Genomic DNA, 16,085 nt, shown 5'->3' with positions numbered 1-16,085 from the left:
CTGTCAGTGCCTAAGTTACATTTGGTAGCTTAAGGTCAAACCTAAGTAGTGAGCGTTGTAGTCGTGGCCCATATCACCAAAACTGAGCACGTTGGGAATCGTGTCCCAACTTGTGCCTTGATTTTGCCAGTTAGCATCTTGATATTTCTCAAATAACCAATCGACGCGCAGCGACATACTGTCGGCAAACCTATACTTGGCGTAGGCATTCAAATTGTGTTTGCGGGCGTAAAAGTCGCCATAGGGACTAGTGATGCCGTAGATGACTTCGGTATCACTCTGTCCATCGGAATAGCTGTAGTCCAAGCCAATGTCGAGGTGATTATCGAACAGGTTTTGATAACTGAAACCAGCCCCAATTAGAGTCGATTTTTCTTCGGCAGTGCTGTACCAATCGGGCGTTGAAAAGCGGTTACTGCCCGCTTGATCTGAGTCGCGCCAATCTTGGTTAACAAAAGCGGTGAAATGAAGATCGTTACTCAGCGCATATTGGGCCGATACGTCATAACCTAGGTAGGACACTTGAGTGAGACCCACTTGGGTATGGTGATAATCGTCATCGACACTGTGCAAGCTGGCGCCCAGCGAGAGGCCGATATCAGTTTGATAATCAGTGTGTAAGGTGACTTTTTGTCTTTTTCTGTCGGCAAGGTAGGATTTACGTAGCCAAGGATTGCTTTGACTTTGAGTGGTCGTGACGGGATCGTATTCACTGCCATCGCGCTCTAGTGCTTCTCCTTTCAACCATGCTGACCAAGCAGGGGAATAGCGATAGCTCAGTTTAGCAAACACGCCGGACTCGTCGACGGATTGGCGGTCGAGTTCAGTGTAATCGTTTTCGTTGCGGCTATAGCCCGCTTCGACGTAGGAGGCTGAGGTGAAACGGTATTTGCCTTTTAGTTCGAGTTTTTTGGTTCGCTTATCATAAAGGCTATTTTGAGCAGTGCCTTGGTTAATACTGTCGGTGATGATTTGTGGGAAGTCTAATTTGGCCGTTTTGTTATCTCTGTCTTGATAGTTGTAGCTAGCCTGTACGCTTAAGTCTTGGGTGATCCGGCCCGAATATTTAAGGACCATTTCAATAATATCCACTTGGCCATCTAAGGTATCTGCAGGCAGGATAGGTGATGGGCCATTGATGGTGGCTGGAATAAAGGCGTCATCTTGGGTCATACGGCTAAAGCCTGCGTGCATTAGCACATTCTGCCCATTCGCTCCCCCTGAGGCTTCTGCGGCAACGCGATAGGCTTTACTATCGGGGTCGACTGCATTTTGGCCTAAGTATGCCGCGCCAAAGGTGGGCGTGTAGGCGGATTGCCATTGCATGGCTTGGTGATCATTTTTATATTGGCTGACTTGGCTATTGATGCCAGCTTGCCAGCCAGTGCCATTAAAATAGACTCTGGCATCGATTTCATCGGTACTGTCATCAATCGGTTGGGCGAGCATGACACTATTGGTGAGTATATTTGCGCTGGTCTTTTTGGCGCCGCTGCGGTCTTCATGTTGATAGTTTAATGATGCTTTGTAGTGACTGGAATGGTCGCTTTCGGGTGATATTTTTCCGGCATAGTAACCACCGATCATAAAGCGATCACGTTGAATACTTAAATCTTGGCCAACAAGGCTGCTCTGTAGCATAGGCATAGATTGTGTTGTGCCACCTGTTATCCAGTTATCGGGCAACAACATCTTATCTTGCGATGAGGTATAAGGGCTTTTGAGTTGATTATGGTTATAGTTAGCTAAGCCTCTATAACCTAAGTTGATTTGATAGTTCCCCGGCCTTCCTGTTGTGAGCTTGGCTGAGCCCGCATCAAAACCTAACTTATCCGCGACCAACTGAGTTTGATAACCCGACTGTGTTTTGTATACCATATCCGCACCGACGGCGGCAACGAGACCATCGTTATCTGTCCCTGTGCGGTTACCGAAACGGCTGTCTTCGCCATCGTTGTATGCGAGGGTGGCTCTGACATCACCGCTATGCCCTGTCTTAGGTTGGCATTGTTTGCAGCTCCATGCCTCTGTCTTAATGCCACTTCGATTCGCCTGTTGTAGCTCATAACCTTCGGCATGTGCTTGAGCCAAAACACCGCTTATCGCCCATGCGAGTAAAGTGAGGGAGAAACAAGCACTAGGGTGAGACAATTTAGCTGTTCGCATGATCATTCCCTTGTTATCTCTGTAGCAATTTGCCAGAAGGATGGTTAGAACCATGCACTTGCCCGTGGCAATTCATACAGGAGTTACCTGAAGTGAAGGCATTGGTTTGATTGCCAAAGTAGGCATTGCTGCTATGACCATCCGAGGCGTGGCATTGTTGACAAAGCTGCGGCGGCTTACTGATCAGCATGGCTTCGTTCACGCTGCCATGGGGGTTGTGGCAATTAGCACAGTTGTCGGTGACGGGGGCATGTTCCCACAGTTTAGGGCCGCGTTTTTCGGCGTGGCAGCTATAGCAATTTTCGTTGACACTCATTTGCTTCAAGCTTGAATCGTTCAAACTGCCGTGGGGATTATGGCAGTCACTGCACACCATCTGTTGCCACTGTAATGGATGGGCTGAGCGTTTGTGCATATCGGCTTTTTGTTGGGTATGGCACTGGGTACAAATGGCGACTTCATTGGCTTTATCGCTGATAGGATCTTTTGCGGTATGAACTTGATGGCAACTTGCACAGGCAACATCGGCGTTATCGTGGTGATTGCCTTTCCACGCGATACGTTGGCTGTCATTGTGGCAGCTCATACAAACACTGTTTTGCTTTTGCGCGGGAACAGGAGAGTTTTCGCCAAAGGTGATCATTGGTTCTTTGCCACCTTTGTTATGATTCCCTAACGGACCGTGGCAGGCCTCACACTGCAAATCGGCCATGGGCGAATCTTTTATATTGGGGTTGCCATGAACCCCATCAAATATCGCCATGACCACGGCACTTTTTTTGTGACACATTAGGCAAGTGTCAGCCCCTTTGGCGGAATACTTACCTTCGGCGAATTTTTTGTCTAATGTCGCGACAACGTCCTCTGGCTTTTTGTCATCCCAAGGCGTCGCCGAGGCCGAAATACTGACGATTGATAACAAAATACATAGCATAGCCTTAGCTATGCTTTTGAACTTTAGCCTTATTTCCATGTTCATCTTTTCCCGAGTGCATTTATATTTGTTATTTTGACGCTTTCGACATTACTAATTTAGCTTATTAAACTTGGTTAATATTAGAACAAATGTGTGACAAGTGCTTAACATTCATTGGTCTTTTCACTGTAAAGAGGGATGATTTTACTGGTGATATAGAGGAAGCGTGATGTTGATCACGTTTGCTTTGGTAGGGGATTTGTTCACAGCTTTTTGACTTCTGCCGATCGCTTAACCGTCTTGGGCACTTGGGCGTGAATTTTTATTTTCAGTTGGCCGTTTATTCATTGGTATTTTTGTCACATAATACCCAACACAATTGAAAACTATTATCGTTACCAGTCAAAAATCTTGATCTAGGTAAAGTTATTAGGGTCATCGCTCAGTTACAATGGGCGCAGTTTTTCGAGCTGAACCTGTTGCAAGGTGGAATACGTAATGAAGTTAAGCGAACTCAGTCCCGGTGATCGCGGTATTATTTCTGAAGTGGGACGTTTAGCGTTACCACAAACCGTGAAGCGTAAGTTGTTGTCCATGGGGATCACGCCGAATACGCGTTTTTCATTGATCCGATACGCACCTATGGGCTCTGGTCTCGAACTGGATATTCGTGGTAGTAAACTTTGTATGCGCAGAGATTTGGCAGACATCATTGAGGTGGAAAAGGCGAATGACTAAGCAGTTTCATTGCGTCACAGTCGGTAACCCGAATGCGGGTAAATCGACGCTCTTTAACGCGCTAACCGGCGCGAATCAACAAGTCGGTAACTGGTCTGGTGTGACGGTCGAGAAAAAGACTGGTCATTTCACCTTAAACGGTGCCGATGTCTATCTAACCGATTTACCCGGTATTTACGATCTTCTGCCTGCGGGCAATAGTTGCGATTGTTCGCTCGATGAGCAAATTGCGCAGCAATATCTTGCCGAGCAACGTGTCGATGGCATTATCAATTTAGTCGATGCCACTAACATCGAACGTCACTTATACCTCACTGCCCAATTGCGTGAACTCGCGATCCCTATGGTGGTGGTGTTGAACAAAATCGATTCTGCAGTCAAACGCGGTATCAAAGTCGATTTAAAGAAAATGAGCAAAGAGCTGGGCTGCCCCGTGATTGGGGTGTGCTCTCGCGATCCTGCCGATGTGGAAAAAGTGCAGGCGCAGGTACTCGATTTACTGCAAGGCCGAGTCTCTGAAGCGCCATTGATGCTGCATTATGATGAACAAATTGAAGCGGGCGTGCAGTTACTTTGCAGCAAAGACGCGCAATTAAGCCGTGGCCGCGCCTTGGCTATGTTAGGCAATGGTTCAGGTTGTGGCAGCTGCCAGAATGCTGAGCTACAGGATGAAGTGAATACCTGTACCCAGATTATCTCTTCGCAAGGCCATGATATTGAAGTGATGGTGGCTACCACGCGCTTTAATTTCGTTGAGAAAGTGTTTCAAGGTTCAGTGAAAGAGTCGGGATTTCTCACCCTCAGTGACAAATTAGATAAACTCGTATTGCATCCCATGCTTGGCATTCCTGTGTTCTTGTTTGTGATGTATTTGATGTTTATGTTCAGCATCAACATCGGCAGTGCTTTTATCGATTTCTTCGATGTCTTTGCGGGCGCGCTGTTTGTCGATCACTTTGGCGCATTCTTGACGAACATGGGATCTCCAGCTTGGTTAGTCACTATTCTCGCTGGCGGTGTTGGTCAAGGTATTCAAACCGTCACTACGTTTATTCCGGTGATCGCTGCTTTATTCCTTGGTTTGTCTGTGCTTGAAAGCTCTGGCTACATGGCGCGCGCCGCATTTGTGGTCGATGGTTTAATGCGCCGCATCGGTCTGCCCGGTAAAGCTTTCGTGCCTATGATTGTCGGCTTTGGTTGTTCTGTGCCGGCGATTATGGCGACGCGGACCTTAGGCAGTGAACGTGAGCGTATTGTCACGGGTATGATGGCGCCATTTATGTCTTGCGGTGCACGTCTGCCAGTATATGCGTTATTTGCCGCGGCTTTCTTCCCCGATTCTGGGCAGAATTTAGTCTTCTTGCTTTACGTTATTGGTATCTTTGCCGCTATCGGAACGGGTTTATTACTCAGAAGCACGCTGTTACCGGGTACCAGCAGCGCTGTGGTGATGGAATTGCCAAGCTATGAGATGCCAAAGCTCAAAGCCGTTATGGTACGTACTGGTAAACGCACTAAGAGCTTCATTTTAGGTGCGGGTAAAACCATTGTGCTGGTGGTGACGCTATTAAACTTTATCAATGCTATTGGTGTTGATGGCACTTTCGGCCATGAAGACAGCCAAGCATCTTTGCTGAGTGTCGCGAGCCAAAAAATCACGCCTATCTTCTCGCCTATGGGCATAGAGCAAGATAACTGGCCTGCAACGGTCGGAATTATTACAGGTATTTTTGCCAAAGAAGCGGTTGTTGGTACCTTAAACAGTTTGTACAGCACTGCAGCACCCGCTGATGAAGAGCTTACGCCATTGAGTGAAAGTTTTAATGCGGCTCTGGCGACGATTCCTGCAAACTTGTTTGGGTTAGATCTTGAAGATCCGCTAAAACTGTCGGTCGGTGACTTAACCAATCAAGAAGCGATAGCGGAAGAGCAAGGCGTCGCGACATCGACCTTCGGTGCTCTGCAAGCTGGTTTCAGTGGTAAAATTGCGGCGTTCTCTTACTTGCTGTTTATCTTGCTGTATACCCCTTGTGTTGCGGCGATGGGCGCCTTAGTGCATGAGTTTGGCTCCCGTTGGGCGACATTTGCGGCAACGTGGACTTTCTCTCTGGCCTATGGCTCAGCGACGGTAGTCTATCAAGCGGCAACTTTTACGCAGCATCCTGTGCAATCGAGTCTGTGGATCGGTTTCTTCCTCTTTGCGTTAGTGGCCTTTTATCAATGGCTGAAACGTAAGGGCAGAAGAACCCAGCAGATCATTCCGGGGATCCGCATCATTACCGAGTAAGATTTGCTGAGTCAGCATGACTGAGTAATAAATGTCAGCTTAGTTAGGTCAAAGATAAAAGCAGCTTTCATGGCTGCTTTTATTGCTTTACTATCGCGGCTATAACCCAGCCGGTCAAAAACCATAGTTTTTAGCACTAGGCATTGTAACTAGTAGTGATCTGTAGGATCATGCTGGTTTTCTTAAAATTGCCATTGTTCGCAAAGAGGAATTCCATGAGTCATGTGGACACTGAAGTACGTCCGAGTAACTTTATTCGTAATATCATAGATGAAGATTTACAAAGCGGTAAGCACACGAGTGTACAGACTCGTTTCCCGCCGGAACCTAATGGCTATCTTCATATTGGTCATGCTAAATCTATCTGCTTAAATTTTGGGATAGCGCGAGACTATAACGGTCTGTGTAATTTACGTTTTGACGATACTAATCCTGAAAAAGAAGACATTGATTATGTGAATTCTATTCAGGCGGATGTGCGTTGGCTTGGATTCCAGTGGGATGGCGACGTGCGTTATTCATCAAACTATTTTGATCAGTTACACCAATATGCGGTTGAACTGATCAATAAAGGTTTGGCCTATGTGTGTTTCTTGAATGCTGATGAAACCCGCGAATACCGTGGCACGTTAAAAGAGCCAGGTAAAAACAGTCCTTTCCGCGACACATCAGTCGAAGAGAACCTCGCCTTATTCGCTAAGATGCGCGACGGTGGTTTTAAAGAAGGTGAGTGTGCGCTGCGTGCCAAAATTGATATGGCGTCGCCATTCATGTGTATGCGCGATCCTATTATCTACCGTATTCGTTTTGCCCATCACCACCAAACGGGTGACAAGTGGTGCATTTACCCAATGTACGACTTTACCCACTGTATTTCTGATGCGTTAGAACATATTACCCACTCTTTATGTACTTTAGAGTTCCAAGACAACCGTCGTTTATACGACTGGGTGTTGGATAATTTGAATGATTTTCAAGCGCCGAATCGTACTCGTCAATACGAGTTTTCACGCTTAAATCTTGAATATACCTTAATGTCTAAGCGTAAGCTAAACGACCTTGTGACTCGTAAATTAGTGTCAGGTTGGGACGACCCACGTATGCCAACGATTGCTGGTCTACGTCGCCGTGGTTACACGCCTGCGTCAATTCGCGAGTTTTGCCAACGTATCGGCGTGACTAAGCAAGAGAATATGATTGAAGTCGGCATGTTAGATGCGTGTATTCGTGAAGAACTGAACGAACATGCACCGCGTGCTATGGCCGTATTACGTCCATTGAAAGTGATCATCGAAAACTATGCTGAAGGTGAACTTGAGTACATTCAAGCGGCCGCTCATCCAAATGATGAGAGCATGGGGACGCGTGAATTAGCCTTTGGCCGTGAAATATTGATTGATGTGGCTGACTTTAGAGAAGAAGCCAATAAGCAATACAAACGCCTTGTGACAGGCAAAGAAGTGCGTTTACGTAATGCTTATGTGATTAAAGCTGAGCGTTGTGACAAAGACAGCGAAGGCAATATCACGACGGTTTACTGCACTTATGATCCTGAAACCTTAGGTAAAAACCCTGCTGATGGCCGTAAAGTCAAAGGCGTGATCCACTGGGTTGAGGCATCTACTGCCAAGCCTGCTGAATTCCGTTTATATCAGCGTTTATTTACCGATCCTAACCCAGCAGCGGCTGAGACTGTGGACGAAGTATTAAACCCTGAATCATTAGTGGTTGTGCACGGTTTTGCTGAAGCAAGCCTAGTGAATGCACCAGCAGAAAAGGCTTATCAGTTTGAGCGTGAAGGTTATTTCTGTGCTGACAGCAAAGATTCATCCGCTGATAAACTCGTGTTTAACTTAACCGTAGCGCTGCGTGATTCTTTCGAATGATTTGATAGAATAGGTTTGATTGAATTGGTTTGATGGAATGAGTCAAACAGTTCAACTCAACGAAGCTAAGTTGAATTAAGCTAAGCTAAGTCGTTCTGATCATTAATCAGACCCAAAAAAGAAGGCCTTTTAGGCCTTCTTTTTTATTGTCATCCCAAAACCACCGCCTCTGGCGGTGGTGATTGTTTTTATTGATTAGCGATAAAGCTATTGGCTGGTGTGAATTACAGTTAATTTGAGTTGTTATTGATACATAGGACCAAAGCCTAGGCTCCATAAGATAACGCTGGTTGCCATTAGCCCCACTAACAGTACTAAACCTGCGGTCACCATGGAACTGGCGTAGATAAAGCCTTTCTCTTCAGGGATATTCATAATGATCGGCACACCCGCGTACAGTAAGTACACTGAGTAAGCCAAACCAATCAATCCCACTATCATGATAAACCACAGCACTGGATACAACGCAGCTAAACCGACCATGAACAATGGCGTAGCGGTATAGGACGCGAGTTCTAACGCTTGGGTGTAGGTTGGGTTTGCATCGAAGGTTTTTGCCATCCAATAGGCTAAATAGGCGAGGGCGAATACGCCCGCAATTAGGCCTAAATACATGCCAGCAGACATAAACATGGCGCTTTGAGGTGTGAGGTAAATAGGATCGCCAGCGCCTGGGTTCCAGCCAATATAAGCCGTAGCAATATAACTGCAAATCGCAGGGATTAAGGCGATCAGTACCACATGACTTAAGCTACTTTTTAGTGCCTCATGGTTTTTTTCAATTGTGTGCCACTCTTGTTTAGGATGAGTGTATAGCCCCATTAAGTGATTCAATATCATTATAATTATCCTTGTTCAGCATTGATGAATGGCTCGCCAAACGTCAGACGAGCTGATAACAGCTCCACAATCGAGGTTAAAATGGTGTCCTGTCCCTTTAACTGCCGATTGGTGACACATACAGAAGTGAGAAGCTGTGTGATCAGGATCTCAGTTCTTTAGAGTGTAGATTATTTATTGAACAAAAAGTTCGGCGCGTCAAGTTTACTGAAGCCTAATGCTATAGCTTATGAGTAAATATGCGTAAAATAGCGCGATATTCAGAATGATATTGAGTGAGTCCATGCAGCAACTTCTTGCCCCCATCCACGCGTTTCTTCGCTGTGAAACACCGCAAACTTGGATTGATGTCGCGATAAAATCAGATTCCTTGGAAGAGTTGCTTATCGATCATTGTAACTGTGAGTTAAAAGCGGCTCAGACGGCGATATTTTTGCTACGAAAATATGCGTTAGATAAAGACAGTGGTCGAGCTCTGTTGGCGTGGGCTAAACCCTATGAAGAGTTTATCTATTCGCAAGATCATGATGTGGTGAGCTTTCTGGCGCGCGATGTGAAAAAGAATGAGCTGGTGGCCGAACTTATGCCTAAGCCAAACTTTAAGTTTGCCGCTAATTTGGTTTCACCTTTAATCCGCTTGATTAAAGAAGAGTTTCATCATTTTGAGCAAGTATTGGAATTGATGCACAAACGCAGCATTGAGTATCGTAATATTCGCGCAGGCCGTTATGCCAAAGGCATGATGAGCTATGTAACCACCCATGAGAAAGATATCCTGCGGGATAAGCTGATTGTGGGGGCGTATATTGAGGCGCGTTCGTGCGAGCGTTTTGCTAAGTTGGCGCCCTATTTAGACGGTGAGCTGAGTAAGTTTTATGTGTCACTGCTGCGCTCTGAAGCCCGCCACTATCAAGATTATCTTGCATTAGCACAGTTGGTTTCACCTGAGGATATTAGCGAGCGCGTAAAGTACTTTGGTGAGTTAGAGGCTGAGTTGATTCTGGCGCAGGATGATGAGTTTCGTTTTCACAGCGGATCGCCGCAATCAAATTAGTTTGAAAACACCTTCTCTTTAAAAATTGATGAATTAAGTCGATATAGCTAAAACGATTAACGGTTCGCTCGAACCGTTAATATGAAGCGTCTTTAACCTCAAACAAGGTCAATAAAAGCAAGCTAACTTAAGTTGTTTACTCGAAGGGTAAGGACTGCAAATTAATCCCTTCGGCGCTCACACTCAGTACACTGCCTTGCTCATACCAATCGCCCACCACAATACGTTGACAGCCATTGGCAAGTTGATGAATGGCGGGTCTATGGGTATGACCGTGGATCATATGTTTGGTGTGGGTCTTGGCAAATAACTCATCGACCGCATTGGGCTCCACATCCATGATGGTATAGCTTTTTTGCTGATTGCTGCTTTTGCTATTGCTGCGAATTTTATCGGCGATACCCTGACGGGTTTTCTTGGATAAACAACCATATAGCCAACGCGCCAGTGACAAACTGCGCAGTTTCCGAAAGCGCTGGTAGGCTTTATCTAAAGTACACAAGCTGTCGCCGTGTAAGATAACCGTCTCTATGCCGTATAAATTCAGGCACGTCACTTCGGGTAAGATTTGCATTCCTGCGGCGCGCGCATACTGCTTGCCTAACATAAAGTCACGGTTACCGTGGATGAAATAGACCGGTAGCTTTTGCGATACTTGCTTGAGTTTTTCGGCGAGTTCGAGGGCAAAAGGCAAGGCAATATCATCGCCAACCCAGACTTCAAACAAATCACCTAAGATATAGAGGGCGTCGGCATCATCGAGCTCAGTGTCGAGGAAGCGAGTGAACGCTTGGGTGATATCAAGACGATCTGCACTCAGGTGCAGATCGCCTATAAATAAAGTTCGCATCCGCAGGGATTATGCCGCAACGCTGACTTTTTCAATCACAATGGCTTCTAATGGCACATCTTGATGCATGCCACGGTTGCCAGTGCTAACAGCTTTGATTTTTTCGATAATGTCCATGCCTTCAACGATTTCGCCGAATACGCAGTAGCCCCAGCCCTGTGAGGTTTCTGATTTAAAATCGAGGAAAGTGTTGTCGTTCACGTTAATGAAGAACTGTGCAGTGGCTGAATGTGGATCAGAAGTACGGGCCATAGCGACAGTACCAGTACGGTTTGATAAACCGTTATTGGCTTCGTTTTTCACTGGCTCGTTACAACGCTTTTGGCTCATGTCTTCGTTGAAGCCACCACCTTGGATCATGAAACCGTCAATCACACGGTGGAAGATAGTGCCGTCGAAGAAACCTTCGTCAACATATTTCATAAAGTTTGCTACTGTTAACGGCGCTTTTTCAGCGTTCAGTTGCAGTTTAATGTCGCCCAAATTGGTGTGTATTGTGATCATGTTTTCATACTCTCTGTAAATAGTGGCGCGATTCTAACTTATCTCGGATTGCGCGCAAAGTGCAGTATTCAAAACCTGTCAGGCCGTGGTAGACTGACTCCTTGATTTTACACCTGAATGTATCATTGAAGAGAATATCGATGTTGAAGATTTACAACAGTATTACCCGCCAAAAACAGGAATTTAAGCCGATTACTCCCGGAAAAATCGGGATGTACGTGTGTGGTGTGACCATATACGATCTCTGTCATATTGGTCATGGCCGTACTTTTGTTTCCTTTGACATGATAGTGCGCTACCTGCGTTATGCGGGTTATGAAGTGAATTTTCAGCGCAATATCACCGATGTTGATGACAAAATCATCAAGCGCGCTAACGAGAATAACGAAAGCTGTGAAGCCTTAACCGAGCGTTTGATCGGTGAAATGCATCAAGACTTCGATGCCTTAAATATGTTGCGCCCAGACTTTGAACCGCGCGCAACCCTGCATATTGCCGAAATCATCGACATGGTTGAGTTATTACTCGCCCGTGGTCATGCCTATGTGGCGAGCGATGGTGATGTGCTTTTCAGCGTGGCTTCCTATCCTGATTACGGCCGTTTATCAGGCCAGAATTTAGATCAACTGCAAGCCGGTGCTCGGGTAGAAGTGGACGAAACAAAACAAAATCCAATGGATTTTGTGTTGTGGAAAATGTCTAAACCTGGCGAACCGACGTGGGAATCGCCATGGGGACCGGGTCGTCCTGGCTGGCATATCGAATGTTCGGCCATGAACAGCAAACATTTAGGTCTACATTTTGATATTCATGGCGGCGGCTCTGACTTACAGTTCCCGCACCATGAGAACGAAATCGCCCAGTCTTGCTGTGCCCATGACACGCCATACGTTAACTATTGGATGCACACTGGCATGGTGATGGTTGACCGTGAAAAAATGTCTAAGTCGTTAGGCAATTTCTTTACCATTCGCGATGTACTTGGTCACTATGATGCTGAAACTGTGCGTTATTTCCTGTTATCTGGCCATTATCGTAGCCAACTGAACTATTCAGAAGATAACTTGAAACAAGCTCGCTCAGCTTTAGAGCGTTTGTATACGGCCATTAAAGATGTCGACTTGACTGTCGCTGCAGCGCCAGCAGAAGAGTTTGTCGCGAAATTTAAAGCGGCGATGGATGATGACTTTAATACACCTGAAGCCTACTCAGTCCTGTTTGACATGGTACGTGAGATCAATCGCTTAAAACTGACCGATATGGCACAGGCATCGGCATTAGCAGTCACCTTGAAGCAATTAGCGGATGTTTTAGGCTTATTAAGCCAAGAGCCTGAAGCTTTCTTCCAAGGCGGCGGTAGTGATGATGAAGTGGCTGAAATCGAAGCTTTAATCGTTGAACGTAACCGTGCTCGTACTGAAAAGGACTGGGCTGCTGCGGATGTGGCGCGTAACCGTTTGAATGAGTTAGGCGTTGAGCTCGAAGATGGCCCAAGTGGCACCACTTGGCGCAAGAAATAAGCTTAGTTAGTTGTTTTCTCTCATCTAGATGAAATCTTCAGCCATAAAAAAACCTGCATCATGCAGGTTTTTTTATGGCTGAAGAACTTTAGAACTTAGAACTTAGTCGTGATATTGCTCAGCAGCGTATAAGGTGTTTTCCAATAGACTCGCAATCGTCATCGGGCCAACACCGCCGGGGACCGGAGTGATAAAGCTGGCATTTTGCGCCGCAACGTCATATTGCACATCGCCGACTAAGGTGCCGTTATCTAAACGGTTAATGCCTACGTCAATGACGATAGCGCCGGGCTTGATCCACTCACCAGGAATGAAGCCGGGTTTACCGACTGCGACAACCACGAGATCTGCGATACGAATTTTTTGCTCAAGATTCTTAGTGAAACGGTGGCAAGTGGTCGTAGTGCAACCCGCCAACAGTAATTCTAACGTCATAGGGCGGCCGACAATATTAGACGCACCAACCACGACAGCATCTAAACCATAGGTATCAACGCCGGTGGATTTGATGAGTGTCATTATGCCCATCGGCGTGCAAGAGCGCAGCACCGGAATACGCTGGGCTAAACGGCCAACGTTGTACGGGTGAAATCCATCGACATCTTTATCTGGGCGAATACGTTCGATGACTTTTGAATCTTCGATATGGGCGGGTAGTGGCAGTTGCACTAAAATGCCATCGATGGTCGGATCATCATTCAGACTATCAATAAGGCTCAGCAACTCATCTTCACTGCAACTTGTTTCTAAATCGTATGAACGAGAAATAAATCCAACTTCCTCACAGGCCTTACGTTTGCTTCCAACATAAACCTGTGATGCCGGATCGGCTCCCACTAATACTACGGCTAAACCCGGAATGCGCTGTCCAGCCTCTTTGCGGGCGGTGACTTTTTCGCTGAGCTTAGTGCGGATGGATTGAGCAATCGCCTTGCCGTCGATTATTTGGGCTGTCATGGGTGTAGGATATCCTTTATATGGGCGATGGTTAAAACAGTAGTTAACACAGAGATTGGCAATCGCGGCTATTTTAACAGGGCACAGCTACTGTGTCATGGTTAAAGCCGTCGCCAAATGGATAAAAAAAACCGGATTAGCCTGATAATTCAGCACCTAGAGTCAATCAATAAAAAAATCGTTGACGGTTGTAAAGTGAGGGGATAAGATGCGCTCCGTTCTCAGGCAGATGTGTTCATCTAGCACTGAAAATGTTATTTAAGACCTTCGGTGATTGGCGCGTCCGGTAATGCATCTTGTTTTTAGATGAGAGCGGGCCAGAGGAAACCCTCTGAGTTGATACCAAAAAAATGTAAGACCTTCGGTGATTAGCGCAGCCCGGTAGCGCATCTGGTTTGGGACCAGAGGGTCAGAGGTTCGAATCCTCTATCACCGACCACTTTATTATTGTTTGCTTCAATGAATTTGAAGATAATTTGAACTCAAATAAGCGAATGGTAGGGTTAGCTAAGTGCTTTCCAAAATCGGTTAGGATACAGAAAGTTCTGTAAACCATGCGCCCGTAGCTCAGTTGGATAGAGCACCCGCCTTCTAAGCGGGTGGTCGCAGGTTCGAATCCTGCCGGGCGTACCAGTTTCAGTGGTGATTGTAGCTCAGTTGGTAGAGTCCCGGATTGTGATTCCGGTTGTCGTGGGTTCGAGCCCCATCAGTCACCCCATTTTTTAGTACTTTGAGTACAAATTAAAAAAAGCGACCTTGTGTCGCTTTTTTTATACCCCAGATTCGGCTGTTGAGGCTCGACTCTGCAGAAAACGGTGGCTATAATGTCGCGTCTTGATAGATATCAACTATGAGCGACCTGTGCCTAAAGCCAGTAGTGGTGGGCATTGTAGTCAAATTTAATGATCAAGAAACGAATACCTGAATAGTTGATGAATCGGCTATTACAAAGGACGTTAGACAAATTTCGAGGTAAAACAATGCAAGTTTCTGTTGAAGCAACCCAAGGCCTAGAGCGTCGCCTGACCATTTCTGTTCCTGCTGAACAAATTGAAAAGCTGGTTAAAGACAGTTTACAACGTGAAGCTAAGCGTGCTCGTATCCCAGGTTTCCGTCCTGGTAAAGTGCCTATTACTGTGATTAACAAACGTTACGGAGCAGCGATTCGTCAAGACATCATGGGTGAAGTGATGCAACGTAACTTCATCGAAGCAATTATTGCTGAGAAGTTAAACCCAGCCGGTGCACCGACTTTTGTTCCAGGTTCAACTGATGGCGAAAAGTTCGAATTTATCGCTACCTTTGAAATCTATCCAGAAGTTGAGCTGAAAGGCTTAGATGCAATCGAAGTAGAACAACCAAAAGCTGAAGTGACTGACGCTGACGTTGACACTATGATTGAAACGCTACGTAAACAACACGCAACTTTCGCTGCTGTTGAACGTGAAGCTGCCGATGGCGACAAAGTGAAAATGAACTTTGTTGGCTCAGTTGACGGTGAAGAATTTGAAGGCGGCAAAGCTGACGATTTCGAACTGCAATTAGGCAGCGGCCGTATGATCCCTGGTTTTGAAGCGGGTATTTTAGGTCACAAAGCGGGTGAAGAATTTGTTATCGACGTGAACTTCCCAGAAGAATATCACGCTGAAAACCTGAAAGGTAAAGCCGCTAAGTTCGCGATCACGCTGACTGAAGTTCAAGCAGCTAACCTGCCAGAAGTAAACGATGAGTTTGCTGCTCTGTTCGGTATCAGCGAAGGTGGCTTAGAAGCCCTTAAAGCTGAAATCCGTAAAAACATGAACCGTGAACTTGAGCAAGCGTTAAAAGCTAACGTGAAAGAGCAAGTGATCAACGGTCTGTTAGCGAACAATGACATCACTTTGCCAAAAGCACTGATCGATGGCGAAGTTAACGTACTGCGTCAACAAGCAATGCAACGTTTTGGCAATCAAACGGCAAACATGCCTGAACTGCCAGCTGAATTGTTCACTGAACAAGCTGCACGTCGCGTTAAAATCGGTCTGTTATTAGGCGAAGTCATCAAGACTAACGAACTTAAAGCAGAAGACGAACGCGTACAAGGCTTGATCGCTTCTATGGCTTCTGCCTACGAAGATCCAAGTGAAGTTGTTGCTTATTACAACAGCAACAAAGAGCTGATGCAAAACATGCGCAACGTTGCTTTAGAAGAGCAAGCAGTTGAAGCACTGTTGAAATCTGCCAAAGTGACCGAAAAAGAAGTCGCTTTTGAAGAATTTATGAACAAGGCTACTGGTCGCGCATAAGCTAAGCTTGACTTGATTAGCTGTTCGCCATTTATAATGGCTCGTATGAGGCTCCTCATGCGAGCCATTTTTATTTAGGGAA

General features: G+C 46.0%; 12 protein-coding genes and 3 tRNA genes. 9 read left to right on the top strand and 6 right to left on the bottom strand.

The window, feature by feature from the left end; all coding sequences use genetic code 11:
• Window positions 1-15: 15 nt before the first annotated feature.
• Together OX890_RS15180 and OX890_RS15175 are read right to left on the bottom strand one after the other, a co-directional pair.
• Window positions 16-2,166 carry an MtrB/PioB family decaheme-associated outer membrane protein gene (locus tag OX890_RS15180; RefSeq protein WP_268649481.1) on the bottom strand — a complete coding sequence of 717 codons (2,151 nt, stop codon included), beginning with the start codon at window positions 2,164-2,166 and terminating at the stop codon, window positions 16-18.
• A gap of 13 nt (window positions 2,167-2,179) precedes the next feature.
• Window positions 2,180-3,145 (bottom strand): DmsE family decaheme c-type cytochrome, encoded by a 966-nt coding sequence (locus tag OX890_RS15175; protein ID WP_126492276.1) that lies wholly within the window; start codon window positions 3,143-3,145, stop codon window positions 2,180-2,182.
• A 435-nt stretch (window positions 3,146-3,580) separates the two neighbouring features.
• Here OX890_RS15175 and OX890_RS15170 point away from each other — a divergent pair, with 435 nt between their 5' ends.
• The 3 genes from OX890_RS15170 to glnS all read left to right on the top strand — a co-directional run bounded on the left by OX890_RS15170 (window position 3,581) and on the right by glnS (window position 7,993).
• Complete coding sequence (locus OX890_RS15170; protein ID WP_006081114.1) at window positions 3,581-3,820, top strand: FeoA family protein; 240 nt, start codon at window positions 3,581-3,583, stop codon at window positions 3,818-3,820.
• Window positions 3,813-6,107: a Fe(2+) transporter permease subunit FeoB gene (gene feoB, locus OX890_RS15165; protein ID WP_268649480.1), complete on the top strand. Its 2,295-nt coding sequence runs from the start codon at window positions 3,813-3,815 to the stop codon at window positions 6,105-6,107. Before OX890_RS15170 ends, feoB begins: the two co-directional genes overlap by 8 nt.
• Window positions 6,108-6,322: 215 nt before the next feature.
• Complete coding sequence (gene glnS, locus OX890_RS15160) at window positions 6,323-7,993, top strand: glutamine--tRNA ligase (RefSeq protein ID WP_006081116.1); 1,671 nt, start codon at window positions 6,323-6,325, stop codon at window positions 7,991-7,993.
• A gap of 243 nt (window positions 7,994-8,236) precedes the next feature.
• Here glnS and OX890_RS15155 read toward each other — a convergent pair whose 3' ends face one another.
• Complete coding sequence (locus OX890_RS15155) at window positions 8,237-8,833, bottom strand: Yip1 family protein (RefSeq protein WP_006081117.1); 597 nt, start codon at window positions 8,831-8,833, stop codon at window positions 8,237-8,239.
• A 283-nt stretch (window positions 8,834-9,116) separates the two neighbouring features.
• Between OX890_RS15155 and miaE the strand changes: the two genes are divergently transcribed.
• Window positions 9,117-9,887, top strand: a complete 771-nt coding sequence (gene miaE, locus OX890_RS15150) for a tRNA isopentenyl-2-thiomethyl-A-37 hydroxylase MiaE (RefSeq protein WP_268649479.1) — start codon at window positions 9,117-9,119, stop codon at window positions 9,885-9,887.
• Between the two features lie 136 nt (window positions 9,888-10,023).
• Here the strand turns inward: miaE and OX890_RS15145 are convergent, their stop codons facing one another.
• Together OX890_RS15145 and OX890_RS15140 are read right to left on the bottom strand one after the other, a co-directional pair.
• Window positions 10,024-10,737 (bottom strand): UDP-2,3-diacylglucosamine diphosphatase, encoded by a 714-nt coding sequence (locus tag OX890_RS15145; protein ID WP_268649478.1) that lies wholly within the window; start codon window positions 10,735-10,737, stop codon window positions 10,024-10,026.
• 9 nt (window positions 10,738-10,746) lie between these two features.
• Window positions 10,747-11,241 carry a peptidylprolyl isomerase gene (locus OX890_RS15140; protein ID WP_006081120.1) on the bottom strand — a complete coding sequence of 165 codons (495 nt, stop codon included), beginning with the start codon at window positions 11,239-11,241 and terminating at the stop codon, window positions 10,747-10,749.
• 140 nt (window positions 11,242-11,381) lie between these two features.
• Between OX890_RS15140 and cysS the strand changes: the two genes are divergently transcribed.
• Window positions 11,382-12,761, top strand: coding sequence for a cysteine--tRNA ligase (cysS, locus tag OX890_RS15135; RefSeq protein WP_006081121.1), 1,380 nt, complete (start codon window positions 11,382-11,384; stop codon window positions 12,759-12,761).
• 102 nt (window positions 12,762-12,863) lie between these two features.
• On the opposite strand, the gene folD is transcribed toward cysS, so the two are convergent.
• A complete protein-coding gene (folD, locus tag OX890_RS15130; protein WP_011846463.1) occupies window positions 12,864-13,718 on the bottom strand; it encodes a bifunctional methylenetetrahydrofolate dehydrogenase/methenyltetrahydrofolate cyclohydrolase FolD in 855 nt (284 codons plus the stop codon).
• 362 nt (window positions 13,719-14,080) lie between these two features.
• Here folD and OX890_RS15125 point away from each other — a divergent pair.
• The 4 genes from OX890_RS15125 (at window position 14,081) to tig (ending at window position 16,003) form a co-directional block, all read left to right on the top strand.
• Window positions 14,081-14,157 (top strand) — tRNA-Pro (locus OX890_RS15125).
• 117 nt (window positions 14,158-14,274) lie between these two features.
• Window positions 14,275-14,351: transfer RNA gene (locus OX890_RS15120), tRNA-Arg, on the top strand.
• Window positions 14,352-14,360: 9 nt separating this feature from the next.
• Window positions 14,361-14,436 (top strand) — tRNA-His (locus tag OX890_RS15115).
• Window positions 14,437-14,698: 262 nt separating this feature from the next.
• Window positions 14,699-16,003, top strand: coding sequence for a trigger factor (gene tig, locus OX890_RS15110; protein WP_006085365.1), 1,305 nt, complete (start codon window positions 14,699-14,701; stop codon window positions 16,001-16,003).
• Window positions 16,004-16,085: the final 82 nt, after the last annotated feature.

Origin of the sequence: Shewanella sp. DAU305 (assembly GCF_026802235.1) — a bacterium.
Taxonomy (GTDB): Bacteria; Pseudomonadota; Gammaproteobacteria; order Enterobacterales; family Shewanellaceae; genus Shewanella; species Shewanella baltica.
Note: the sequence above shows the minus strand (reverse complement) of the source record. Positions and strands in the feature narration are given on the sequence as shown.